26 protein-coding genes and 1 pseudogene are annotated in these 24,165 nt (G+C 69.0%); 12 read left to right on the top strand and 15 right to left on the bottom strand.

The annotated features are described in order from the left end of the window. Positions 1-11: 11 nt before the first annotated feature. From FFS20_RS06940 to FFS20_RS06925, 4 genes are all read left to right on the top strand, one after another. Positions 12-371 carry a UBP-type zinc finger domain-containing protein gene (locus FFS20_RS06940; RefSeq protein WP_137825188.1) on the top strand — a complete coding sequence of 120 codons (360 nt, stop codon included), beginning with the start codon at positions 12-14 and terminating at the stop codon, positions 369-371. A gap of 27 nt (positions 372-398) precedes the next feature. Then, positions 399-647 carry a DUF2630 family protein gene (locus tag FFS20_RS06935; RefSeq protein ID WP_137825187.1) on the top strand — a complete coding sequence of 83 codons (249 nt, stop codon included), beginning with the start codon at positions 399-401 and terminating at the stop codon, positions 645-647. Then, complete coding sequence (locus FFS20_RS06930) at positions 644-2,500, top strand: GMC oxidoreductase (RefSeq protein ID WP_137825186.1); 1,857 nt, start codon at positions 644-646, stop codon at positions 2,498-2,500. Before FFS20_RS06935 ends, FFS20_RS06930 begins: the two co-directional genes overlap by 4 nt. Positions 2,501-2,669: 169 nt before the next feature. Beyond that, complete coding sequence (locus tag FFS20_RS06925; RefSeq protein ID WP_137825185.1) at positions 2,670-3,671, top strand: hypothetical protein; 1,002 nt, start codon at positions 2,670-2,672, stop codon at positions 3,669-3,671. A 15-nt stretch (positions 3,672-3,686) separates the two neighbouring features. On the opposite strand, the gene FFS20_RS18270 is transcribed toward FFS20_RS06925, so the two are convergent. The 6 genes from FFS20_RS18270 to FFS20_RS06895 all read right to left on the bottom strand — a co-directional run bounded on the left by FFS20_RS18270 (position 3,687) and on the right by FFS20_RS06895 (position 9,739). Continuing rightward, a complete protein-coding gene (locus FFS20_RS18270; RefSeq protein ID WP_137825184.1) occupies positions 3,687-4,166 on the bottom strand; it encodes a protein-tyrosine phosphatase family protein in 480 nt (159 codons plus the stop codon). Positions 4,167-4,171: 5 nt separating this feature from the next. Next, positions 4,172-4,954 (bottom strand): amino acid ABC transporter ATP-binding protein, encoded by a 783-nt coding sequence (locus tag FFS20_RS06915; protein ID WP_137825183.1) that lies wholly within the window; start codon positions 4,952-4,954, stop codon positions 4,172-4,174. Between the two features lie 6 nt (positions 4,955-4,960). Further along, the gene (locus FFS20_RS06910; protein ID WP_198500565.1) at positions 4,961-5,752 is read right to left on the bottom strand and encodes an amino acid ABC transporter permease; all 792 of its coding nucleotides are present in this window, start codon (positions 5,750-5,752) and stop codon (positions 4,961-4,963) included. A 134-nt stretch (positions 5,753-5,886) separates the two neighbouring features. After that, positions 5,887-6,717 carry an ABC transporter substrate-binding protein gene (locus FFS20_RS06905; protein ID WP_137825181.1) on the bottom strand — a complete coding sequence of 277 codons (831 nt, stop codon included), beginning with the start codon at positions 6,715-6,717 and terminating at the stop codon, positions 5,887-5,889. 242 nt (positions 6,718-6,959) lie between these two features. Beyond that, entirely contained in the window at positions 6,960-8,396 is a 1,437-nt protein-coding gene (locus FFS20_RS06900) for an MFS transporter (protein ID WP_137825180.1), read from the bottom strand. Between the two features lie 131 nt (positions 8,397-8,527). Continuing rightward, on the bottom strand, positions 8,528-9,739 hold the full coding sequence (locus FFS20_RS06895; protein WP_137825179.1) for an MFS transporter: 1,212 nt from the start codon (positions 9,737-9,739) through the stop codon (positions 8,528-8,530). Positions 9,740-9,899: 160 nt separating this feature from the next. Here FFS20_RS06895 and FFS20_RS06890 point away from each other — a divergent pair, with 160 nt between their 5' ends. After that, on the top strand, positions 9,900-11,291 hold the full coding sequence (locus FFS20_RS06890) for an MFS transporter (protein ID WP_137825199.1): 1,392 nt from the start codon (positions 9,900-9,902) through the stop codon (positions 11,289-11,291). Between the two features lie 10 nt (positions 11,292-11,301). On the opposite strand, the gene pcaC is transcribed toward FFS20_RS06890, so the two are convergent. From pcaC to FFS20_RS06865, 6 genes and pseudogenes are all read right to left on the bottom strand, one after another. Continuing rightward, positions 11,302-11,679 (bottom strand): 4-carboxymuconolactone decarboxylase, encoded by a 378-nt coding sequence (gene pcaC / locus FFS20_RS18265; protein WP_232623894.1) that lies wholly within the window; start codon positions 11,677-11,679, stop codon positions 11,302-11,304. A 126-nt stretch (positions 11,680-11,805) separates the two neighbouring features. Next, positions 11,806-12,594: pseudogene (locus FFS20_RS18260) on the bottom strand (alpha/beta fold hydrolase); the annotation flags it as partial. 14 nt (positions 12,595-12,608) lie between these two features. Then, the gene (locus FFS20_RS06880) at positions 12,609-13,964 is read right to left on the bottom strand and encodes a lyase family protein (protein WP_137825177.1); all 1,356 of its coding nucleotides are present in this window, start codon (positions 13,962-13,964) and stop codon (positions 12,609-12,611) included. An 18-nt stretch (positions 13,965-13,982) separates the two neighbouring features. Beyond that, a complete protein-coding gene (gene pcaG, locus FFS20_RS06875; RefSeq protein ID WP_137825176.1) occupies positions 13,983-14,555 on the bottom strand; it encodes a protocatechuate 3,4-dioxygenase subunit alpha in 573 nt (190 codons plus the stop codon). Further along, a complete protein-coding gene (gene pcaH, locus FFS20_RS06870) occupies positions 14,548-15,348 on the bottom strand; it encodes a protocatechuate 3,4-dioxygenase subunit beta (protein WP_137825175.1) in 801 nt (266 codons plus the stop codon). Before pcaH ends, pcaG begins: the two co-directional genes overlap by 8 nt. Before the next feature lie 17 nt (positions 15,349-15,365). Further along, entirely contained in the window at positions 15,366-16,562 is a 1,197-nt protein-coding gene (locus FFS20_RS06865; RefSeq protein ID WP_137825174.1) for a 4-hydroxybenzoate 3-monooxygenase, read from the bottom strand. A 271-nt stretch (positions 16,563-16,833) separates the two neighbouring features. Here FFS20_RS06865 and FFS20_RS06860 point away from each other — a divergent pair, with 271 nt between their 5' ends. Together FFS20_RS06860 and FFS20_RS06855 are read left to right on the top strand one after the other, a co-directional pair. Next, complete coding sequence (locus FFS20_RS06860; RefSeq protein WP_137825173.1) at positions 16,834-17,889, top strand: YeeE/YedE family protein; 1,056 nt, start codon at positions 16,834-16,836, stop codon at positions 17,887-17,889. Further along, entirely contained in the window at positions 17,886-18,110 is a 225-nt protein-coding gene (locus FFS20_RS06855) for a sulfurtransferase TusA family protein (protein WP_137825172.1), read from the top strand. The genes FFS20_RS06860 and FFS20_RS06855 overlap by 4 nt, the downstream gene beginning before the upstream one ends. Position 18,111: 1 nt before the next feature. On the opposite strand, the gene FFS20_RS06850 is transcribed toward FFS20_RS06855, so the two are convergent. After that, complete coding sequence (locus tag FFS20_RS06850) at positions 18,112-18,903, bottom strand: class II glutamine amidotransferase (RefSeq protein WP_137825171.1); 792 nt, start codon at positions 18,901-18,903, stop codon at positions 18,112-18,114. A 28-nt stretch (positions 18,904-18,931) separates the two neighbouring features. On the opposite strand from FFS20_RS06850, the gene FFS20_RS06845 reads away from it, so the two are divergent. The 3 genes from FFS20_RS06845 to FFS20_RS06835 are packed head-to-tail and all read left to right on the top strand — an operon-like array spanning position 18,932 to position 20,511. Next, entirely contained in the window at positions 18,932-19,465 is a 534-nt protein-coding gene (locus FFS20_RS06845) for an O-acetyl-ADP-ribose deacetylase (protein WP_137825170.1), read from the top strand. Between the two features lie 10 nt (positions 19,466-19,475). Beyond that, complete coding sequence (locus FFS20_RS06840) at positions 19,476-19,829, top strand: VOC family protein (RefSeq protein ID WP_137825169.1); 354 nt, start codon at positions 19,476-19,478, stop codon at positions 19,827-19,829. Positions 19,830-19,845: 16 nt separating this feature from the next. Further along, entirely contained in the window at positions 19,846-20,511 is a 666-nt protein-coding gene (locus tag FFS20_RS06835; RefSeq protein WP_137825168.1) for an SDR family oxidoreductase, read from the top strand. A gap of 2 nt (positions 20,512-20,513) precedes the next feature. On the opposite strand, the gene FFS20_RS06830 is transcribed toward FFS20_RS06835, so the two are convergent. Next, positions 20,514-21,251, bottom strand: a complete 738-nt coding sequence (locus FFS20_RS06830) for a GTP pyrophosphokinase family protein (protein ID WP_137825167.1) — start codon at positions 21,249-21,251, stop codon at positions 20,514-20,516. 151 nt (positions 21,252-21,402) lie between these two features. Here FFS20_RS06830 and FFS20_RS06825 point away from each other — a divergent pair, with 151 nt between their 5' ends. Then, entirely contained in the window at positions 21,403-21,666 is a 264-nt protein-coding gene (locus FFS20_RS06825; RefSeq protein ID WP_137825166.1) for a DUF2277 domain-containing protein, read from the top strand. Position 21,667: 1 nt separating this feature from the next. Here FFS20_RS06825 and FFS20_RS06820 read toward each other — a convergent pair whose 3' ends face one another. Then, entirely contained in the window at positions 21,668-22,441 is a 774-nt protein-coding gene (locus tag FFS20_RS06820) for an IclR family transcriptional regulator (protein WP_137825165.1), read from the bottom strand. Between the two features lie 133 nt (positions 22,442-22,574). Between FFS20_RS06820 and mdlC the strand changes: the two genes are divergently transcribed. Beyond that, positions 22,575-24,158 (top strand): benzoylformate decarboxylase, encoded by a 1,584-nt coding sequence (gene mdlC / locus FFS20_RS06815; protein WP_137825164.1) that lies wholly within the window; start codon positions 22,575-22,577, stop codon positions 24,156-24,158. Positions 24,159-24,165 lie beyond the last annotated feature (7 nt).

Raw genomic sequence — 24,165 nt, 5'->3', positions numbered from 1 at the left:
ATACTCGGTGCATGGACATTCAACTCGAACCCGGAGACATCGACACCGCGGTTCCGCCCTCGGGACCCGGATGCGTCGAATGCGAAGCGACCGGCGGCTGGTGGGTGCATCTGCGCCGGTGCGCGGCCTGCGGTCACATCGGGTGCTGCGACACCTCTCCGTCGCAGCATGCGAGCAAGCACGCCGCGGAGACCTCGCACCCGGTCATCCGCAGCTACGAGCCGGGCGAGACGTGGTTCTACGACTTCCGCACCGAGCAGGTCTTCGACGGACCCGAGCTCGCCCCGCCGGAGTCCCACCCCGAATCCCAGCCGGTGCCCGGACCCGCAGGCCGCGTGCCCGCGGACTGGATGGACAAGGTCCACCGCTGAGCGTCCCCACTCACGAAAGGTTCCGTCATGGCCAGTGACAAGTCGATTCATCAGCAGATCAACGACGCCGTCGAGGAGGAGCGCGAACTGCGCCGTCGCCTCGGTGCCGGTGAGATCACCGAGGAGCAGGAGCACCAGCGCATCGCCCAGCTCGAGGGAGAGCTCGATCAGCTCTGGGATCTCCTCCGCCAGCGGCAGGGGGAGCGCGACGCCGGACGCGATCCCAACCTCGCCAAGGAGCGTCCCGTCAGCGAAGTCGAGAACTACCTCCAGTGACGGCCTCCGCCGCTCCCGCCGAGACCACCGCCGATTTCGTCGTCGTGGGCTCGGGGGCGGGCGGCGGACCGCTCGCTGCGAATCTCGCCGCGGCGGGATTCAGCGTCGTCGTCCTCGAAGCCGGCCGCGATCACGACTGCCGGTACTACGACATCCCCGTCATGCAGGCCTATGCTAGCGAGGACGTCGACATGGTGTGGAACTTCTTCGTCTCCCATTACGACGATCCCGACCGCGGAGCGCGGGATGCGAAGTGGGTCGACGAGGAGGGCGGGATCCTCTATCCGCGGGGCAGCACGCTCGGCGGCAGCACGGCGGTGAGCGCGCTCGTCCACATCGCCCCGCATCCGCGGGACTGGGATGCCCTGGCGTCGCTGACCGGGGATGAGACCTGGGGCAGTGCGCACATGCGGACGATCTTCGAGCGCATCGAGGACTGGCAGGGTGTCGACGCCCGTCCGCTGCCCGGCGACACCGAAGCCGACCGCGACGCGACAGCGCACCACGGACGCGGCGGGTGGCTGCCGACGACCCGGGCGGATCCGGCGATCGCCGGTCGGGAACCGCGGTTCCTCGACATCATCAACGCCACCGAGGCGACGAGCCGGGAGAGGTTCGGCATCCCCGCCGAGGTGTCCCTGCCGCGTGACATCAACGCCGCCGACACCCCGCCGGAGTACCAGGGCATGTCGTTCGTGCCCGTGGCCGCCGGCGGTGGGCAGCGCCACGGTGCCCGGGAGCGGCTGCTCGCCGCGCGGGATGCTCACCCGGAGAACCTGACGATCATCGAGGATGCGCTGGCCACGCGGGTCGTCGTCGACGGCACCCGTGCCGTCGGGGTCGAGTACCTGCCCGGTGCCGGGCTCTACCGGGCGACGCCCGAGGAGCGCCGGTCCGCCGAGGCGTCGCCGGCGGCCCGCATCGTGCGCGCCCGCCGCGAGGTGATCATCGCCGGCGGGGCATTCAACACCCCGCAGCTGCTCAAGCTCTCCGGCATCGGTCCGGCCGCCGAGCTGCAGGAGTTCGGCATTCCCGTCGTCGTCGACCTGCCGGGGGTGGGGGAGAACCTCCACGACCGCTACGAGGTCTCGGTCGTCAACGAGCTCGATGCCGACTTCCCGATCTTCGACGGGTCCACGCTCGACGTGCCCGCACCGGGGGAGCCCGACGACGATCTCATGAAGGAGTGGAAGGACGACCGCGGTGGGCCATATTCGACGAACGGGTCGCTCGCGGCCCTCGTCGCCCGCACGAGTGCCGCGTCCGATGACGGCACCGATGTCATCGTCTTCTCCCTCGCCGCGGACTTCCACGGGTACTACCCGAACTACTCGTATGACGCGAAGCCCCATCACAACCGGATGAGCCTGCTCGTGCTCAAGGGCTGGACGCGGGATCGCGCCGGGTCCGTGCGGCTGCGCTCGGCCGATCCGCGCGATGTCCCCGACATCCGGATGCGGTATTTCGATGAGGGGTCTGAGGGCTGGGAGACCGACCTCGACGGCGTCGTCGACGGGATCGAACTGGCGCGGGAGATCGCCTCGAACATCGAGAACACCAAAGTCGTGCGCGAGCTCGTCCCCGGCGCCGAGGTGGACACCCGGGAGAAGCTGCGCGATCACGTCATGGCCGAAGCCTGGGGTCACCATGCGTGCGGCACCGCGAAGATCGGCGCCGCTGACGACCCGCTGGCGGTGCTCGACGGAGATCTGCGGGTGAGGGGTGTCGAGGGCCTGCGTGTTGTCGACGCGAGCGTCTTCCCCGACATCCCCGGCTACTTCATCGCCAGCGCCGTCTACATGGTCAGCGAGAAGGCCTCAGACCAGATCATCGCGGAGCACGGGGGCCGCTGAGCCGGCTCCTGGCGCCTCCGCCGGCGCCGTCGCCGAGACCACCACTTCGCGCCGAGATCGCCACTTATAACCGGCGATCTCGGCGCGAAGTGGTCGTCTCGACGAGGGCTCGCAAATTTTATGTGGTGTTTGCATTCAGTTGAGGCTGTTTGATGGCTATTGTGAGTGCATGGTCACTGTGTTCAGCTCGAGTGAGTTGCGCGACCTCGGCGTCGGGGCCGACACATTCGACGAGTGCATCGGCAGAATTCGGCGCGGCTGGTTCGTGCTCAAGAAGCCATGCGAGAACACAGCCCATGAGGTCCTCCACGAGATCCATGAAGCGTCGGGACATCCGTACCCGCAGACCTTCGGGGACATCCGTGACAGCACGGAGGAGCTCAAGACGCTCATCCGCTCCTACGCCCGGGAACTGCTGCCGGGGAGCTTCTTCTCCCACGTCTCTGCAGCCATCATCCACGGACTCGATCCGCCGTTTCCCACGACGACAGCGGCCGAGCTCATCCGGTCCGGGTATGGGAAGAGGAAGCCGACGGTCCACTACCGGAACCGTGAGGTCGCATCTGACGATCGTGCCCGCGTCGGCGACCTCCCCGTGACGTCGCTGCGGCGGACACTCCTCGACCTCGCCCACGACTATCCGAGCGATGTCTCGGTCCCCTTCATCTCCCAGGCTCTGCGCGAGGGGAAGGTGTCGAAAGCGTCACTGGCGAGCGGCATCCGCCTCGGCGGCAGGGGGTGCAGGAACGCACAGCTGGCGCTCGAGCTGGCGAGCCCGCTGCACGAATCAGCGGGCGAAGCGCTGTGCGCGGTCAGGTTCCACCGCTTCGGAATCACCGGCATGATTCCGCAGGTCGACTCGTTTGATGCCAGCGGCTCCTGGATCGCCCGCAATGACTTCCGCCACGAGACACTGCCGCTCGTCGTCGAGTTCCACGGGCTGGGAAAGTACTTCCTCAACGAGGGCGGGCCCGACCGGGCGAGCGCGAAGAACCACGAACGTCACATGAAGCTGCTCAACTCCGGGCTGCGGGTGTTCAACCTCGTGTGGGGAGACCTCTTCCGCGCCCAGCCGTTCATGGAGATCAAGGCCGAGCTCGAAGCGCTCGCCTCATCGAGATCACCACTCGGCGCTGAGACCACCGCTTCTCACCGGCGGTCTCGGCGCTAAGTGGTGGTCTCGGCGTCAGGGGGTGCCATCGAGGCCGAATCGCTCGACGAAGCGGCGCTGCCACGGGGTCTCGACGGCGCGCGCATCGTAGTGGGTGCGGACGTAGGCGACCGCCTCGGCGGGCGGCACCCCGTCGAGGACCGCCAGACAGGCCAGTGCGGTCCCGCTGCGCCCGCGCCCACCGCTGCAGGCGACGCCGACGCGCTCGAACTCCGCTCGCCTCCAGCACTCGACGAACGCATCCGCGGCGTCGTCCCGGTCCTTCGGCAGGGCGAAATCGGGCCACGCCACCCACCGCAGATCCATCGCTGGCGCGGGACCATGCGTCTCCGACTCGAACTCGCGCTGCCGGCCGAGGAGGATGAGCTCGAAGTCCGCGGCGTCCGGTCGGTCATCTGCGGCAGCGCGTCTCGACCGCGCCAGGGAGCGCCCCCGAACCAGTCGACCCGACGGCAGCGCGAGGACGCCCTGACTCGTCGGATCCCAGCTGCTCACGACTGCTACTCCAGCTGACCCGGGTGGAGGACGCGGGAGAGGAAGTCCTTCGTCCGCTGCTCCTGCGGATTGCCGATGACGTCCCTGGCCGGGCCCTCCTCGACGACGACCCCGCCGTCCATGAAGACGACACGATCGGCGACCTGGCGGGCGAACTCCATCTCGTGGGTGACGACGACCATCGTCATCCCCGCCTCGGCGAGGCGACGCATGACCTGAAGGACATCGCCCACGGTCTCCGGGTCGAGCGCTGAGGTCGGTTCGTCGAAGAGCATGAGGTTGGGGTCCATCGCGAGCGCGCGGGCGATCGCGACGCGCTGCTGCTGGCCGCCGGAGAGCTGATCGGGGTAGCGCTCGGCGAAGCCCTCCAACCCCACCTGGGCGAGGCGATCGAGGGCGATCCGCTCCGCTTCCGCCCTGCCCCTCTTGAGCACCCGGCGCTGCGAGATCGTGCAGTTGTCCATGACCGTCAGGTGCGGGAAGAGGTTGAATGCCTGGAACACCATGCCCACGTGCCGGCGCAGACTGTTGATCTCCACATCGGGGTCCGTCGCGTCGTAGCCCGCGACGGTGATCGTCCCGGCGTTGGGCTGCTCGAGCAGATTGACGCAGCGCAGCAGGGTCGACTTCCCGGATCCTGAGGGTCCGATGAGGCAGACCACCTGACCCGGCTTGACGTCGAGATCGATGCCCTTGAGCACCTCGACATCGTCGTAGGACTTGTGGAGGCCGGTGATCGTGCACCCTTCGGCGTGGATGTCCTCGGTCGGTTTCGATGCAATCGACATATCGTCCTACTTCTTGATCTTGGCGGTGCGCGACTCGAAGCGCCGGGCGAGGATCCCCAACGGGACCGTGATGACGAGATAGCAGACACCGGCGACGACGAGCGGTGTCAGCCCCGCCTCCGGATTGGAGATCGCCTCTCTGCCGAACTTCGTCAGCTCGTACTGGGAGGCGGTGAGTCCGAGGATGTAGATGAGCGAGGAATCCTTCGTCATGAGGATGATCTCGTTCGTCAGCGGCGGCAGGATGATGCGGAACGCCTGCGGGATGACGATCGTGACCATCGCCCGCGTGTGGGACATGCCCAGCGACCGCGCCGCCTCGTACTGGCCCTTCGGCACGGCCTGGAGTCCGGCGCGGATCGTCTCGGCGATGTAGGCGGACTCGACGATGCCGAGTGCGAGCATCACGGTGACATACGTGTCCATCCGGATGCCGAACGCGTAGGGCACCGCATAGCCGAACGCGAGGAAGACGAGGAGGGCCGGCACGCCGCGGAAGAGCTCGATGTAGGCCGTCGCGATCCACCGGTAGGGAGCGACCGACGAGATCTTCATGAGCGCGAGGAGGATCCCGAGCGACAGCGCGAGCACGAACCCGAGCGCCGTGTAGATGATCGTGTTGACGAGCGCAGTCGTGATGATCTCGGGGAACTGCGCCGCGATCACGTCGGGATTGAAGAACTTGAGGTAGATCGTCTGCCAGTCGGCGAGGAAGACGGCGAGAAGGACGGCGACGATGAGGATGCCGTATTGGATGCCGCGGGATGTTCGCTCGCGCTGACGCACGCTGAGAGCCACAGTGCCTCCAGAATTCTGGGCCCGTTGTGAGGAGCCCTCATGCATCCGGCGGGGTGGGCCGCATGCGGTGTCGGTGAACGGGAACCTGCCGAGGCCCGGCCGACATCATGCCGACCGGGCCTCGTGGATGGGCGTCAGGGAGTCGTCGCCGCCCGGTCCGCTTCGGGGATCCGCGCGGCATCGGCGACATCGCCGAACCACTTGTCGACGGCGGCGTCGTAGGCGCCGTCGGAGTAGAGGCGCTGCATCGTCGTGCCGAAGGCGTCGAGCATCGGCTGATTGCCCTTCTTCACCGCGGCGCCGAGGACCTCGCCGGTGTCGTACTCCTCGACGAAGACGAGGTTGTCGTCAGCGGCGACGGCGGTGGAGATGATGGAGATGTTGCCGATGACCGAATCGACCTGACCGGTCTGGATCGCCTGGGTCATCAGCCCGGAATCCTCGAACTGGACGGGTGTGGCGCCGTTGTCCTGGGCATAGGTCTCACCGGTCGTCGCCTGCTGCACGCCGACCTCCTTGCCCTTGACGTCGGCGATTCCCTTGATGCCGGACTCCTTCGTCGCCATGAGTCCGAGGTTGTCCTTGAGATACGGCGCGGAGAAGTCCATCTTCGTCTTCCGGTCCTCCGTGATCGACATGCCCGACAGGGCGATGTCGCACTGAGCGGTGTCGAGCGCCGACCCGGACTGGATGGCCTCGAAGGCGGTCGTGATGACGTTGAGCTCGACGCCGAGGTCGTCGGCCAGGCCCTGGGCGAGGTCGATGTCGAAGCCGACGTTCTCGCCGTTCTCGACGAACTCGAACGGCTCATACGGAATGTCGGAGCAGACGGTGAGCTGTCCTTCGCTGACGAGGGGAACCCCGCCCTCGGCCGTCGGCTCCGAACCCGATCCTCCACCTCCGCATGCGGACAGGGCGAAGAGAGCGCCAGCGGCCACGGCGGCCATGGTCAAGCGTCGTTTCATGGATCCTCCCAGATCGTCGGTGACGGCGATGTCACACGCATGTGCGCCGCCCAGCAACCGAATTCTGAGCGGCATCTGTGAGGAATCGTACCGTGTCCTGTGTCACATCGATGTTTCGTCGGCCCTCGCCGAGGTGGTCGTTGCCAAACCGTTGCACGAAGCGCCGAGGTGGACCTGCGGGTCCGCCTCGGCGCTGGGTGCTGCTCTGCTGGGTTCAGCTCTGCGTCCGGCTGAGTCGGGACTCAGCTCAGTTCGGCCTCGATGTCGAGGTCTGCGGTCTCCTTCGCGAAGTAGAGCGCGACGAACGTGAGGAACGCGGCGGCGACGATGTAGAGGCCGCACCAGAAGATCGTGCCTCCCTCGGCCTGCCACAGCGCGACCATCGCGAACGGTGCGGGACCGGCGCCGATGACGCTGGCCATGTTGTACGACACCGCCGAACCCGTGTAGCGGACGTTGGCGGGGAAGAGCTCGGGCAGGTACGCGGCCATCGGCCCGAACGTCAGGCCCATGAGGGTGAAGCCGATGATGAGGGCGGCGACGACGCCGACGGTGCCCGCGTTGAAGAGCACGTTGACGGCGAGCCCGTAGACGGCGATGAGCACCGTGACGCCCATGAGCATCTTCCGGCGTCCGAGCTTCTCCGCGAGCGGTCCGGAGACGACGGTGAAGATGCCGAAGAACACGACGCCGATGATGAGGTAGGTGAGGAACTCGTTCTTCTCATAACCGAGCCCCGCGACGAAGCCCGCGGGATCGAAGGGCTTGCCGGCCGCCTCGGCGGCGGTCTCCGCCTGCTCCACCGTCGCCGGGGACGTGCCGTACGTGAGCGTGAACGCGGTCATGAAGTAGAAGATGACGTAGGTCGCGAGCATGATGAACGTGCCGAGCAGCAGCGGCAGCCAGCTGCCGGTGAAGACGCGGCCGATCGGGGCTCGGGAGATCTGCTGGCGCTGCTCGACGAGCTGGAACGCCGGGGTCTCCATGAGCGAGAGCCGGACGTAGAGGCCGACGGCGACGAGGAGGGCCGAGAGGAGGAACGGGATCCGCCAGCCCCACGCGAGGAACGCCTCGGGCGAGAGCCACGAGTTGAGGCCGACGAAGAGGAGGTTCGCGAGGATGAAGCCGACCGGGGCGCCGAGCTGCGGGAACGTTCCCCAGATCGCGCGCTTGCCCTTCGGAGCGTTCTCCGTCGCCAGCAGCGCCGCGCCCGACCATTCGCCGCCGAGGCCCACGCCCTGGGAGAAGCGGAGGAGGACGAGGAGGAGCGGGGCGAGGACGACCCAGCCGGGGGTCTCGGCGGTGGGGAGGAGGCCGATGAGGAACGTGCCGATGCCCATGATGAGCAGGGACGCGATGAGCGTCTTCTTCCGGCCGATGCGGTCGCCGAAGTGGCCGAAGATGATCGACCCGACGGGGCGGGCGACGAAGGCGACGCCGAAGATCGCGAACGAGCTCAGCAGCTGCGTCGTCGAGGTCTGGTTGGGGAAGAAGAGGGCGGGGAAGACGAGTGAGGACGCCGTCGCGTAGGCGTAGAAGTCGAAGAACTCGATGGTCGTGCCGACCATCGAGGCGCTCAGCACCTTGCCGCGCGTGTTGTTCTTCCTCGTCGCCGCGATCGCCTCGGATTCGGCTGCGGACTGCGCGGGTGCGCCGTCCGGCTGTGTTTCGGTGGACATGTTCTCTGTGCTCCGCTGTGGTGGTGAAGACGGGCAGTCGTGCTCGTGTGGACGGACCGACACTACGCTCGTCTCAACAGGCGCACAGCCTGCGTCTCAGGGATTGAGATCGCAGGCCGGGGCGCGGAGGATCACAGGTCGAGCGTCGTCCGGCTCGACGACGCGGCCGGGCCCTTCCGGCGGAGGACGATCGCGATCGTCAGCACGATGAGGCCGGCGATGCACAGGCCCACGCCCACCCACGCGGGTGCCCGGTAGCCGAGACCGGCGGTGATGACGATGCCGCCGAGCCACGCGCCGAGGGCGTTGGCGAGATTGAACGCCGCGTGGTTCATCGCCGCCGAGAGACTCGGGGCGTCGGTCGAATCGCGCAGCAGCCGCATCTGCAGGGAGGTCGTGATCATGGAGCCGGCGATGCCGATGAAGAAGAGCGCGACGATCGCGACCGCGGCGTTCTCCGTGAACGCCCCGAACGCGGCGAGGACGAGAGCGGAGAGGATCATGCCGCCGGTTCCCGACCGTTCGATCGACTTGTCGACGAGTGGACCGGCGATGAGCGAACCCGCCGTCATGCCGAGACCGTAGACGGCGAGCACCCACGGGATCGCGGTCTCCGGGACATGGGCGACCTCGGTCATCGTCGGGGTGATGTAGGTGTAGACGGCGAACATGCCGCCGAAGCCGATCGAACCGGCGAGCAGGGTGAGGATGATCTGCGGCCGCGCCAGCGCCTTGATCTCCCCGCGCGCCGAGGGCGCCTGGGAGAGCCTCACCTTGGGCACTGCGATGGCGACCATGATGACGGTGAGGATGCCGAGCGCGGCGACGAGCGCATAGGCGCTGCGCCAGCCGAAGGCGTTGCCGAGGGCCGCGGCGACGGGCACACCGACGATGTTCGCGATCGTCAGACCGAGCATGACCCTCGCCATCGCCCGGCCGCGGCGGCTCACCGGCACGAGCGAGGCCGCGACGATCGCGCCGATGCCGAGGTAGGCGCCGTGGGGGAGGCCGCTGACGAAGCGGGCGATGTTGAACAGCGCCGCATTCGGCGCGAGCATCGAGGCGACATTGCCGAGGGCGAAGAGTCCCATGAGGCACAGGAGCAGGAGCTTGCGATCCATGTGCGCGGCGATCGTCGTGATGAGCGGGGCGCCGACGACGACGCCGAGGGCGTAGAGGGACACCGCATGCCCGGCCTGCGGGACGGTGATGCGCAGCTCGGCGGCGATCTGCGGGAGGAGTCCCATCGTGGCGAACTCGGTGACGCCGATCCCGAACGCGCCGATCGCGAGGGCGAAGACGGCGAATTTGTAGGTCCGGCGGGGCACGGGCGCATCGCTCATGACTGTCCTCTGGGATGGGGTGCGGGTTCTCGCCGACGGCAGGGCGGCCGCGGCAACCGCACCAGCCTAGTGCCCGCGACCGGGCACCGGTAGTCCGCGCCGTCACAATGTGATCGGTCCCATGTCAGTGCGTCGGGCTACTGTGAGAGACATGACGGTGATGAGCGACGATCCCCATGCGGCTGACCCCGAACCGCCGCCGGGCGGACAGCGGACGTTCCTCCATGTCCTCGTCAACACTGCCATCGCCAACGTCACGACGAGCTTCCTCTGGTTCGCCCTGACCTTCTGGGTCTACCTCGAGACCCGATCGGTGCTCGCCACCGGGGTCATCGGCGGGGCGTACATGCTCCTCGTCGCTCTCTTCTCGATGTTCTTCGGCACCGTCGTCGACCGGTTCCGCAAGCTTCGGGTCATGGTCGTCGCCACGGCCGGCACGCTCCTCCTCTTCGCCGTCACCGGGCTCATCTACCTGGCGGTGCCGAATGCGATCCTCCTCGACATCGGCGGACCGTGGTTCTGGGTCTTCAGCATCGTCATGCTCGCCGGGGCCGTCGTCGAGCAGCTGCGCGGCATCGCCCTGTCGACGACCGTGTCCCTGCTCGTGCCCGGGCCCAAGCGCGCCAACGCGAACGGCCTCGTCGGCACCGTCCAGGGCCTCGGCTTCCTCGTCACGAGCGTCTTCAGCGGACTCGCCGTCGGGTTCCTCGGGATGGGCTGGTCGATCGCCATCGCCGTCGTCCTCATCGGCCTCTCCCTCCTCCACCTCCTCACCCTGCGGATCCCCGAGCCGGTCATCGTCGCCTCCGCAGGGCAGCCCGGCTGGGTCGACATCCGCGGCGGCCTCGCCGCGGTCCTCGCCGCTCCCGGGCTCTTCGCGCTCGTGCTCTTCACGACGCTCAACAACCTCGTCGGCGGCGTCTACATGGCGCTCACCGACCCCTACGGGATCGAGGTCTTCGGGTCTGCCCAGGCCTGGGGCATCGCCCTGGCCGTGGTCTCGACTGGGTTCATGATCGGCGGCGGACTCGTCGCGAAGTTCGGTCTCGGGCGCAATCCGATCCGCACGATGCTCCTCTTCTGCTGCCTCATCGGTCTGCTCGGCGCGGTCTTCGCGCTGCGCGAGTCCTGGCTCCTCTACGGCCTCGGACTGTGGGGCTTCTTCCTCATGCTGCCGGTCATCGAGGCCGCCGAGCAGACGGTCATCCAGCGGGTCGTGCCGTTCCGTCAGCAGGGTCGCGTGTTCGGCTTCGCCATGACGTTCGAGGCGGCCTCGGCGCCGATCACCGCGTTCCTCATCGCCCCGATCGCGGAGTTCTGGGTCATCCCGTACATGCGCACCGATGCGGGCGCCGACCGCTGGGGCTGGCTGCTCGGCGAGGGGGACGTGCGCGGCATCGCGCTCGTCTTCCTGTGGGCGGGCATCGTCTCGATCGTCCTCGCTCTCGCCGCCTTCGGCACGCGCGCCTACCGGATGCTCTCAACCCAGTACCTCGAGATCGCCGCCAAGGACGGTGCGGCCAAGGACGGCGCGGCCAAGGACGGCGCCTGAGCCCTTCGGGTCAGTCGAGTCCGTCGGCGTCGACCTCGGCGAGGGCCTCGGCGGCGACGGCGAAGGCGGTGTTGGCCGAGGGCACCGAGCAGTAGATCGCGGACTGGAGGAGGATCTCCTTGATCTCGTCGCGGCTGAGCCCGTTGCGCAGCGCGGCCTTGACGTGCATCTTCAGCTCCGCCTCGTGTCCGCCGGCGATCATCGCCGTGAGCGTGATCGCCGAGCGCATCCGCCGGTCGAGGCCCGGCCGCGTCCAGATCTCACCCCACGCGAAGCGGGTGATGAGGTCTTGGAAGTCGGCGGTGAAGTCCGTGATCGCGGCGTTCGCCCGGTCGACGTGGGCATCGGAGAGGACCTCGCGGCGCACTCCCATCCCCGCCTCCCACACGGCGTCGCGGTCGGCGTCCCGCGGTCCCGCGGCCGTCGGCCGGGGCACATCGGCAGCCGCCCCGGTCTCTGCCCCGCTCGTGCCGCGGCCGGCGAGGAAGTCGGAGAGGAGTCCCGCGGTGACGACGGGCGCCTCGATCGGCACGAGATGGGCGGCACCCTCGATGATCTCGAGGAGCGCACCGGGGACGGCGTTGGCGATCTCGGCGAGCTTCGTCGGTGGGGTCGGAGTGTCGTGCTCACCGGCGACGGCGAGCAGCGGCAGGCCGATCTCGGACAGGCGCCCCCGGATGTCGAAGTCGGCGAGCGTGTAGCAGAGCGCGGCGTAGGAGAACCGGTCGGCATCCTGGAGGGAATGGAGGAGTGCTGCCGAGGCCTCGGGTTCGCGTTCCATGAATCCGGGACCGAACCACCGTTCGGCCGATCCGATGACCTGCGTCGGGGTTCCGGAGATCGCGACGGTCTCCGCGCGCTCCTCCCAGCCCTGGGCTTCGCCGATCTTCGCCCCGGTGCAGAACACCGCCGCCCGTTCGAACCGCTCCGGATGCTCGAGGGCGAGCTGGAGGGCGATGGCGCCGCCGATCGAGTCCCCGGCCAGCGACACGGCCACCTCCGAGTCGCCGACGACATCGGGAAGGACACGGTCGACCGTCGTGAGCACCGCCTCGGCGAGATCGGCCATCGACACCCGGGGAACCTCCGAACGCGACGCTCCGGCCCCCACATCGAGGGCGGGGGAGCGGCCGTGACCGGGCAGGTCGATGCCGATGACCGCGGTGTCGGGGGAGAGATCGGCCAGGGCGCTCGCCGCCTGCTGCCACAGCGCGCCCACCGAGGTGCCGAGCGAGGGCAGGGCGATGACGACCCGGGCAGCGGGGGCGGTCGGGGTCGTGAGGACTGAGGCGGTGAGTTCCACGGTGGTCGCTTTCGTCAGGGGGTGGTCGGGTCGGTCGTGCGGATGATCGTCTCGCGGATGCCCTCGGCCTCGCCGAGGTAGGACGACGGTGCGAAGTATCCCTCCAGCTCCGCGGGGTCGGGGACCGGCCCGGGGGTCGCGGCGAGGGCGGCGCCGAGGAGCTCGGCGGGGTCACCGGAACCGGAGAGGATCTCTGTGATCGCGTCCTTCGACAGACGGTCGCCGAAGACGATCGTGAGCTTCTCGCCGTAGATGCCGGGACCGGCGGCGTCGAGGTTGCGGCGCATCGCCTTGGGGCGGGCGCTCAGTCCGGCGACCATCTCCTCGAGGAGGGCCAGGGAGGACAGGGCGAGGACCATGAGCGCGGACAGGGCCGGCCATTCGGCATGCCAGGCACCGTCGGAGCGCTCCTCGACGGCTTCGGCGCCGGTCGTGGCGACCGTGGCGAGCAGGCCGGGAGCGCGCATGCCGTTGCGGTGGAGGAGGACGGCGACGGTCGGGTTCGTCTTCTGCGGCATCGCCGAGGAGCCGCCGGTCGCGGCGAGGGCGAGTTCCCCGACCTCGGGGCGGGTGCCGATGAGGACGTTTCGCGCGATCGAGGAGCCCACGCCCACGCACTGGGTGAAATGGGTCGCCCAGGTCAGGACGCGGACCCGGTCGGTGTGCCAGGGAACGGGGGTGGGGGAGAGGGCGGCGTCGGGCCCGCGCAGCTGGACCTCGAACTCCCGCAGCAGCGCCTCGGTGCGGTCCCCGGCGAACTCCCGGATCGCCGCACGCGTGCCGGCGGCCCCGCCGACCTGGACGGCGTCGCTGCGGGGAGTCAGCGCTGCGACCTCGGCGACCTCCGCCGCCCACGTCGCGACCCGCAGACCGAACGTCGTCGGCAGCGCCGGCTGGGTGAGGGTGCGGGCCAGGCACAGGGTGTCGGCATGGGCCTCGGAGAGGGAGCGGAGCGCCTCGGTGATGACGTCGAGGCGGGCCCGGGTCTCGGCGATCGTGCGGGTGACGAGGAGCCCGAGCGCGGAGTCCATGACATCCTGGCTCGTCAGCCCCCGGTGGAGGGCGCGGCCCGCCTCGGGAGTGAGGCGAGCGCGCACCCGGGTGAGGAACGGGATGACGGGATTGCCGCCGGATTCGGCGTCCGCGGCCAGGCCTGCCAGCGCCTCCGCATCGGCCTGGAGCTCCCACGTCACGGCATCGACCGCCCCGGTGGCCGCGGTCCGCGTGTCCGCGGAGACGAGACCGGCTGATGCCTGCGCGGTCACCCACGCGCTCTCGACCTCGCCGATCGCCCCGACGAGCGCCGCATCGTCGACGCTGTCGGCGCCGCGGAGATCGCCGGGGGCGAAGAGCAGTCGGGTGCGGCTCATGCAGTCTCCTCTGTCGTCTCAGTCGGCGTGGCCGGGGAACCGGAGGAACGGGGTCTCGTCCTCTCCCTGCAACCGTATGTCGAAACGCAGCGTCCCGTCAGCCTCCCGGGTCGCGATGAGACGCTCCCGCTCTGCCGGGTCGAGGGAGGACAGCAGCGGATCGGCCGCCAGCGCCTCGGCGTCACCGGGGATGTAGACCCGGGTGAAGAGCCGGTTGAGCAGGCCGCGGGCGAAGACGACGACGCTGATGAAAGCGGCCTTGCCCGCCTCGGTGGGGCCGGGGACGACGGTGGAGAAGCTGAACCGGCCCTCGGGGTCGCAGGCGGCGCGCCCGAACCCGGTGAACGTGAAGCCGTCACGGCGCAGCGACCCCGTCGCCCGGGAGACCGTGCCGGTCTCGTCCGGCTGCCAGATCTCGAGGATCGCATCGGGCACGGGCACCCCCGCGCCGTCGTAGACGACCCCGGCCAGCTGCACGGCGTTGGCCGCTGCCGGCGGGACGAGCGCGCTGTCGCCCGGGTAGGGCAGGGCGTAGCCGTAGAAGGGCCCCACGGTCTGACCGGGGGTGGCGGTGTACTCGGTCTCAGGCATCGTCGTCCTCTTCCATCCAGGTCCGCTGGGCTCCCGTGAGGACGATGTCCCACGTGTAGCCCATGAGGAATTCGTGTTCGGTGATGTCGTGGTCGTAGGCCGCCACGAGGCGCTCGCGCGCCTTCTCGTCGGTGATCGACTGGAAGATCGGGTCGAGGGCGAAGAGCGGGTCACCGGGGAAGTACATCTGCGTGACCATCCGCTGCGTGAACTCGGTGCCGAAGAGCGAGAAGTGGATGTGGGCCGGCCGCCATGCATTGTGGTGGTTCTTCCACGGGTAGGGGCCGGGTTTGATCGTCGTGAACGAGTACGATCCGTCCGGGCCCGTCAGGGTGCGCCCGACCCCGGTGAAGTTCGGGTCGATGGGGGCCGGGTGCTGGTCGCGTTTGTGGATGTAGCGGCCGGCGGAGTTCGCCTGCCAGATCTCGACGAGCTGACCGGCGACCGGCCGGCCCTGGCCGTCGAGGACCCGGCCGGTGACGCGGATGCGCTCGCCGATCGGCTCCCCGCCGGCCTGGATCGTGAGATCCGATTCGAGGGTGCCGATGTCCCGGTGGCCGAACGCCGGGGAGTAGAGCTCGATCGTCTCCGGATCGGTGTGGCGAGGATCCTTCGTCGGGTGCCGCAGCAGCGAGGACCGGTAGGGCGGGTAGTCGAGTCGCGGCTGCGTCTCGACCGGGGCGCCGGCTGCCACGGCGTCTCGGAACTCGCGGCCGATCTCATTGATCTCCGCGCTCAGCGTCGCCTGGGATTCGGCGGCGTCGTCGGGACCGGAGAGCTTCTGTGCGCTCATGGTCTGACCTCTCTTCTTCAGGGGATGGTGGTGGTGTGCGGCCAGCCGGTGTAGCACTCGGCGAGGTACCGGCGGCCGTGGTCGGAGGTGAGGATCGAATCGAGCTCGCCGAGGCTGCGGCGGGCTTCGAAGGGATCCGCGGTGGGGTCGGTGTGGAGCATCCTCGTCATCTGGTACGAGAAGTTCTGGGCCTTCCAGACGCGCTTCGTCGCGGTCGCCGAGTACCGGGCGAGCGCCTCGGCGTCGGAGTCCTGCAGGGCGCGCACGAGGGCGGGGGCGAGCACCGCGACGTCGGCGAAGGCGAGGTTGAGGCCCTTCGCGCCGGTCGGGGGGACGGTGTGGGCGCTGTCGCCGGCGAGGAAGAGCGAGCCGTGCTGCATCGGCTCGGTCACGGCCGAGCGGAACGGCAGAACCGTCTTGTCGATGATCGGACCGGTCCGGAGCGCGAAGCCGTCGGGGCCCTCGACGCGGGCCTGGAGTTCGGTCCAGATGCGGTCGTCGGACCAGTCGGCGACCTCGGTGTCGGGTGGGGCCTGGAAGTACATCCGCTGGACGGTGTCGCTGCGCTGGGAGATCAGGGCGAAGCCGCGTGCGGAGCGGGAGTAGATGAGGACCTCGTGGCTCGGCGGCGCCTCACAGAGGATCCCGAACCATGCGAACGGGTACTCGTGGAAGAACCGCTTGCGCGTGGTCTCGGGGATCGATGCCCGTGAGGGGCCGCGGGAGCCGTCGGCGCCGACGACGTACCGGGCGGTGACGGTGAGCGGCTCACCGTCGTCGGTGACGGCGCGCACCTGCGGGGACTGCGATTCGACGGCGTCGAGGCGGGTGTCGGTCACCGCATGGAACGTCGGTCGTCCGGTGCGGGCGCGGGCGGCGGCGAGGTCGACGTAGATCTCGTTCTGCGGGTAGAGCCACACGGATTCGCCGACGAGGTCGGGGAAGTCGAGAGGGTGGCTGACCCCGTCGACGCGGATGTCGATGCCGTCGTGGCGATGGCCTGCGGTGTGGACGCGGGAGTCGATGCCCGGGGTCTCGAGCATCCGCACCGAGGCGGCCTCGAGGATGCCGGCGCGATGGGTCGTCGCGATGTCGTCATGGCTGCGATTGTCGACGACGACGGAATCGATGCCGGCGACGTGCAGGAGATGGGCGAGCATGAGGCCCGCGGGTCCTGCGCCGACGATCGCGACATCGGTGTGGAGATCTGGCACTGAGGCCTCCTTGCCTGTCAGGGTTCACCTCAGTGTGCTCCGCACCACGAAACCGGCGCGACAACTTTCTCATTCAACGGCGTCCGTGGGTGACGACACATGACGCGGCATTGACGCAGCGAACGTGATTGCTCAACAATAGTGGGCGGTGCAGGCGGGTGTTTGCTCAATTCGCTCGGGTTGGGATCGCCTGTTCTGCACTGCAATGCTCAACACCTGGGCTCCGTCATCGCAGGACGGTCCCGGGTGCACATCGGCAGGAAGGCCATCCATGATCATCACCGGACTCGTCGTCGGGCTGCTGCTCGGATTCGTCCTGCAGCGCGGACGCTTCTGCGTCACCGGCGCCTTCCGCGATCTCACGCTCACCGGCAACACCCGGTGGTTCTCCGCGCTCATCGTCGTCATCGCCGTCCATGCGATCGGCCTCGCCGCCTTCAGCTCGCTCGGCATCATCACCCTCGAGCAGTCGGCGTTCCCGTGGCTGGCCTCCATCCTCGGCGGACTGATCTTCGGGGCCTCGATGATCCTCGCCGGGGGCTGTGCCACGGGCACGTACTACCGGGTCGGCGAAGGACTCGTCGGCAGCTGGATGGCGCTGATCTTCTTCGCGCTGACCGCCGCGATCATGAAGACCGGCCCGGCAGCGGGACTCACCGATGGTCTGCGGTCGATCACCGTCCCCGACGGCACTCTGAGTGCGACGACCGGACTGAGCCCGTGGGTCTTCGCGATCGCGCTCTCCGGCGTCGCCGTGTGGCTGACGATCCGCCACAACCGCAAGCTCACCACCCCGGTGGCCACGCTGCCCCCGCGGCGGACCGGACTGGCCCACCTCCTCTTCGAGAAGCGGTGGAACCCGTTCGCCACGGCCGCGATCATCGGCGTCCTCGCCACCCTCGCCTGGCCGCTGTCAGCGGCGACGGGACGCAACTCCGGGCTCGGCATCACGACCCCCTCGGCGAACCTCGTCACCTACTTCGCCACCGGGGACGTCACCCTCGTCGACTGGGGAGTCATGCTCGTCATCGGCATCCTCGTCGGCTCGTTCATCGCCGCGAAGGCCTCCGGGGAGTTCCGGATCCGCGTGCCCGACCGTGAGACGCTGCTCAAGGCGATCGCCGGGGGCGTCGGGATGGGCATCGGCGCGGCGATCGCCGGCGGCTGCACCGTCGGCAACGCCATGGTCTCGACCGCACAGTTCGAATACCAGGGCTGGGTCGCGACGTTCTTCATGATCGTCGGCGCGGCCATCGCCGCGAAGGCCACCATCAGACCACGCAGCGCAGCGGGCACCCCGATGCCCGCAGGAAGCAGGACAGCATGAAACAGACACTTGAGACCAACGGGCTCGTCTGCCCCTTCCCCCTCGTCGAAGCCAAGGACGCGATCAGCGATCTGAGCGTCGGTGACGAACTCGTCATCAACTTCGACTGCACCCAGGCCACCGAGGCGATTCCCCAGCGGGCGGCGGAGAACGGCTACCCGGTCACGCACTTCGACCGCACCGGCGACGCCTCGTGGACGATCACCGTCCAGAAGGCGTAGCTCACAGCCGCACGATCGTCTCCGCGCCGTCGGCGACGGTCAGGCGCATCGCGGTGTTCTGCTCGATCCGGCTCCAGCCGGCGTGGCTGAGCCCCGAGCTCGTGACGATCGTCGCCCCGTCAGCGAAGCGCCGCCAGCTCATCCGGTAGTAGTGATCGCGATGGTCGAGCGGGAGCCGGCCGCCGGTCTCGGACGTGTCGAAGCTCGCGTAGGGCACCTCGGTGCCGAGCGTGGCATGGACGACGATGAGCTCGGTCCGGGTGAGGACGAGCAGATTGATGCCCGGGTGGTCGAACTCCGCGCGGATCTCGCGCACCGTCTCGACGACGGCCTCGAGGAGCGGGGCGCCCGCATCGACCCGCCGGAGGATGAGGGCGAAGAGGAGGGCCGAATCCGTCGTGCCGCCGATGCGCGCGATCTCGGCTTCGGTGACCTGCGCCCGCAGCTGCTCGACCGGGTGGATCGACCCGTTGTGTGCGAGCGCGACGCCGTCGGCGAGGAACGGGTGCGTGTTCTCGACGAGGTCGGCCATCCCCGTCGTTGCCATCCGCAGGTGGACGATCCGCCCGCGCGCGGCCGCATCGTCGAGCGCCGCGGTGAGACGGGGGTCGTTCGTGCCCTCGTGGGGCGTGCGGAACCGGTCGAGCGCCTCGGTGGCCGGATCGATCCACGCCGTGCCCCACCCGTCGTCGTGGAGTCGGCCGAGGTCCTGCCACTGCCGGCACTGGGCGCGGCCGATCAGTCCCGCCGCGCTCACCGGGGTCGGTGAGATGAATCCGAGAAGCCTGCACATCCGCCACCGTCCTGACTAGACTCGCTCCATGAAGATCACGGTACTCGAAGGCGATATCACCGAGGTGAGCGTCGACGCGATCGTCAACGCCGCGAACTCGAGTCTCCTCGGCGGAGGCGGCGTCGACGGGGCGATCCACCGCGCGGCGGGACCCGCTCTCCTCGAGGCGACGAGAGAGCTGCGGCGCACGAGTCTGCCGCGCGGTCTTCCCCCGGGTCAGGCCGTGGCCACCGAGGCGGGTGAGCTGCCGGCGCGGTGGGTCATCCACACCGTCGGCCCCAACCGGAACGCCGGCGAGGCCGACCCGGAGGTCCTCGAGTCGGCGTTCGAATCGAGCCTCAACGTCGCCGAGGAGGTCGGGGCCGCCTCGGTGGCGTTCCCGGCGATCGGCGGCGGGGTCTACGGCTGGTCGCCGCGGGACGTCGCCGAGGCGGCGCATGCCGTCATCGTCGACGGGCGGGCCCGCGGGCGCTGGGAGACGATCACCGAGGTCCAGTTCGTCCTCTTCAGCGACGCGATGACGAGCGTCTTCTGCCAGGTCTTCGACCACGACCAGTGGTGAAAGGGGAGCCATGAGAGTCCACAGCATCATCGCCGATCTGCCGGTCGCCGACATCGCCGCCGCGCGCGACTTCTACACGTCCTACCTCGGGCTGGCGACCGAGGAGTTCAACCTCGGCTGGGTCGCCCGGTTCACCTCGCCCGAGACGGGTGCGCACCTCCAGGTCGTCACCGCGGATGCCACCGCCCCGGTCGATGCGGCCGCCTCGATCAAGGTCGACGACGTCGACGCCGCCTACGCCGAGGCGGTCGAGCGCGGATTCGAGATCGTCCACCCGCTCACCGACGAGGAATGGGGCGTGCGGCGCTTCTTCGTCCGGGCACCCGACGGCAACGTCTTCAACATCGTCGCCCACCGGGAGTAGGCACTACCCTCGAACCATGCCTCTTGCGCTCATCACCGGTGCCGCCCGACCCGACAGCATCGCCGCCGGCATCGTGCCGCGGCTCGAAGCCGACGGCTGGGACGTCGTCACCAGCGACCTCGACGGCGCCGACCAGCCCTGCGACCTGTCGACGCCGACGGGTCCCGACGAGCTCATCGCGGCCGTGACCGCCGAGCACGGCACCCTCGACGCCCTCGTCCTCAGCCATGCCCACGGCGTCGAATCGGGCATCCTCGACACGACCGCGGAGAGCTTCGACCGACATGTCGCCGTCAACGCCCGGGCCAGCCTCCTCCTCATCGCCGCCTTCGCCCGGCAGATCGGCCCTGACGGCGGAGCGGTCGTCGCGTTCACGAGCAACCATGTCACCGGCAACCTGCCCTACGGGGCGTCGAAGGGGGCGCTCGATCGCATCGTCATCTCCGCAGCCAGAGAACTGGGGCCGCGGGGGATCTCGGCGAACGTCGTCAATCCCGGTCCCATCGACACCGGGTGGATGGACGAGGACCTGCGGGCCGCTCTGCTCCCTGCCCAGCCGCTCGGTCGCCTCGGCACGCCTGCCGACATCGCCGGCATCGTCGCGTTCCTGCTCTCACCTGCCGGTCGCTGGGTCTCCGGGCAGCTCATCAGCGCCGACGGCGGATTCTCCGCCCGGTTCTGACCTCACTCCTCGTCGCGGCTGAGGTTCCACAGCAGACGGAGGAGCTCGGCGTCGAGGTCGTTGCCGTGGTCGGTGGCATCGGCGTCGCGGACCTCGTTGTGGAGCTGCTCCATCTTGAGGTCGAGCTCACCGGCGACGGCGGCGGCGCGGGTGAGTTCGGCGACGAGGCGGTCGGGCACGTCGCCAGCGTACTTGTAGTGGATCTTGTGCTCGAGGCTCGCCCAGAAGTCCATCGCGATCGTCCTCACCTGGACCTCGCAGATGATCGGCACCGGACCGTCGGAGAGGAAGATCGGGATCTCCAGGATCGCGTGGAGGCTCTTGTAGCCGTTGGGCTTCGGATGGGCGATGTAGTCCTTGATCTCGATGACCCGGATGTCGTTCTGCGAGGTCAGCGTCTCGAGCACCCGGTAGGTGTCGGCGATGAAGCTGCACGTGATGCGGATGCCGGCGATGTCGGTGATCGCCGTGCGGATGACGTCGATGTCGAGCGGCAGACCGCGCCGCGTGATCTTCTCGAGCAGGCTGCGCGGGGTCTTCACCCGTGAGCTGATGTGCTCGATCGGGTTGTAGCGGTGCAGGGTGAGGAACTCCTCGCGGAGGATCGAGACCTTCGTGAGCACCTCGTCGATCGCGAACCGGTGATGCATGAGCAGGCGCGAGAAGTCCGTGCGCAGCCGCTGGACCTTCTCCGCCTGGGCGGGGGTGAGCGGTTCGGCGGGCTCGCCGGGGACGACCATCGATTCTCCTGGGGTTCGGAACCACCTCGGCGGTGGTCAGGCTCAGTCTACGTCGGGGATTCTGCCGGCGCCGGATGTGTGGTTGACTGAGCACACCAAGCAATTGCATTCTGCAAGCACTCAAGGGGGAGTGACGGCGTACCGTTGAGCCATGTGCCGGAACATCCGAACCCTCCACAACTTCGAGCCCGCGGCCACCTCGGAGGAGGTCCACGCCGCAGCACTGCAGTACGTGCGCAAGATCGCGGGGACGACGAAGCCCTCGAAGGCCAACGCCGAGGCCTTCGACGCCGCCGTCGAGGAGATCGCCCACATCACCCAGCACCTCCTCGACTCCCTCGTGACGACCGCACCGCCGAAGGACCGCGAGGTCGAGGCCGAGAAGCGCCGCGCTCGCTACGCTGCGCGAGCCTGAGCTAGTCCGTGACCGACCGTCCCTGGCTGATGAGATCCTGAGTGATCCCCGCCGAGGCGGCCCGCAGCGCCTGCATGATCGCCGGCATCCCGACATTGCGCTCGGAGTCGACGACGACGCCGAGGCCCGCGATCGTCAGCCCGCTGCCGTCGAAGACGGGCACGGCCACACCCGTCGTGCCGTCGTCGATGTGACCGACGAGCTCGGCGCAGTGATAGGTCCGGATCGTCTGGAGCATTCGCCGCAGCACCGTCGGATCCGTCGTCGTGCGCTCCGTGAACGCCGTGAGCGCACCCCGCAGATACGCCTCGCGCACGTGCCGGGGCGCATGCGCGAGGAGGACGAGTCCGCACGAGGAGGCGTGCGCGGGCAGTCGACCAGCCGTGCGCGAGCGGTTGATGACGGCCATGGGCTTCGACATCCGCTCGATGAAGAGGACCTCCCGCTCCCGGAGGATGCCCAGCTGCGTGTTCTCCCCGACGAAGTCGTGAACGGCGATCATGTGCGGCCGCGCCAGGGACGCGAGCTCGACGGCGTCGGAGGCGCGGTTCGACAGCTCCCACATCCCGACCCCGATCCGCACCCGCCCGCTCGGATCCCGTTGCAGGAGGTCGTGGGACATCATGTCGTTGATGAGGCGATACGCCGTCGACTTCGGCAGCTGAGCGCGGCCGGCGAGCTCCTCGGTGGTCAGGCTCGGGTGGTCGGGGTCGAAGGCCCCGAGGACGCGAACGAGCCGATCGATCATCGAGTCGCCCGAAGGTGAGTTCGCCATACCAGCATCGTAGCCGCGCGAACCTGTGCGTCCCAATGAATGGAATAACCGTAGCCAGACGTGTCGCCGCTCACTAGCGTGGCGATTATCGGCGGGTCGTCCCCACCGTCCGTCTCGAAGGAGAGCATCGTCCATGGCAGCAATCACGGTCCGGCAGGCAGTCCACGACCTCATGGCATTCCACGGAATGACCGTCCTCTTCGGCAATCCCGGATCGAATGAGCTGCCGTTCCTCAAAGACCTCACCGCCCGCTACATCCTCGGGCTCCAGGAGGCCGCCGTCGTCGCCATGGCCGACGGCTACTCCCAGGTCACCGACCGTCCCACGCTCGTCAACCTCCACGCCGCCTCGGGGTCGGGCAACGGCCTCGGCGCCCTGACGAACGCTGCGATCTCCCGTTCCAAGCTCGTCGTCACTGCAGGTCAGCAGGTGCGCAACATGGTCGGTCCCGAGGTCATGCTCGCCAATGTCGACGCCACGATGCTTCCGAAACCCCTCGTTCACCGCTCCCTCGAACCGCTCGCGGCCGCCGACGTGCCCCGCGCGTTCTCCGAATCCGTGCTCGCCTCCCAGCGCGGTCCCGTCTACCTCTCCGTGCCGTACGACGACTGGGACGCCGAGGTCGAGGAGAGCGTCGTCGGCCAGCTCTCGCGCACCGTGGCCCCCGGTTCGGCCCCCGATCCGATCGTCATCGCCGACCTCCACGACCGGCTGGACGCAGCCGAGGCCGCGGTCCTCGTCCTCGGCCCTGACGTCGACACCCCGGAGGCGTGGGCGGCCGCCATCGCCCTCGCCGAGGCGCACGACCTGCCCGTGTGGGCCGCCCCGTCCCTGCCGCGCCTGCCCTTCCCCAACCAGCATCCGCTCTTCCGCGGGGTGCTGCCGGCGGCGATCGGCCCGATCGGGGAGATCCTCGGCGCCCACGACCTCGCCCTCGTCATCGGCGCCCCCGTCTTCCGCTACCACCAGTGGCAGCCGGGGGAGTACCTGCCGGAGACGACGCAACTCGTCCAGATCGGCGACGACCCGGACGCCGCCGAGCGCGCCCCCTTCGGCGATGCCCTCGTCACCGACCCCGTCGCCGCTCTCGTCGGGCTCGCTGACGCCGCCGCCCCCGACCCCGGCACCCCGCGGACGTGGGAGCCGGAGATCGAGCCCGCGACCGCCTCGGCGACACCGGGCACCCTCCACCCCGAGGAGGTCTTCGCGACCCTGCGGGAGACGATGCCGGTCGACACCCGCTACGTCGTCGAATCGACGTCGACGAACTCCGCGTTCTGGTCGCAGATGGACCTCCGCGAGTCCGGGTCGTACTTCTTCCCCGCCTCCGGCGGGCTCGGGTGGGGTCTGCCCGCTTCGATGGGCGTCGCGCTCGCCGATGCTCGCCGACCCGTCGTCGCGATCATCGGCGACGGCTCCGCCCACTACTCGATCGCCGCCCTGCGCACCGCCGTCGAGGAGGGCATCCCCGTGACCATCGTCGTCCTCCGCAACTCCACGTACGGGGCGCTCGTGTGGTTCGCGGACATGCTCGACGCGGGCACGGTGCCCGGGCTCGACCTCGGCGACGTCGACTTCGTCTCGATCGCCCGGGGCTACGGCATGACCGCGGTCCACGCGGACTCGACCGCCCATCTCGCCGAGCTCCTCACCGAAGCCCACGGTGCCGGCCGGCCCACCCTCATCGAGATCGACACCGAGAAGACCACCCCTTGAAACCCCC

Source organism: Brevibacterium sp. 2SA (assembly GCF_005502845.1).
In the GTDB taxonomy this organism is placed as follows: Bacteria; Actinomycetota; Actinomycetes; order Actinomycetales; family Brevibacteriaceae; genus Brevibacterium.
This window is presented reverse-complemented; position numbering and strand designations above follow the sequence as displayed.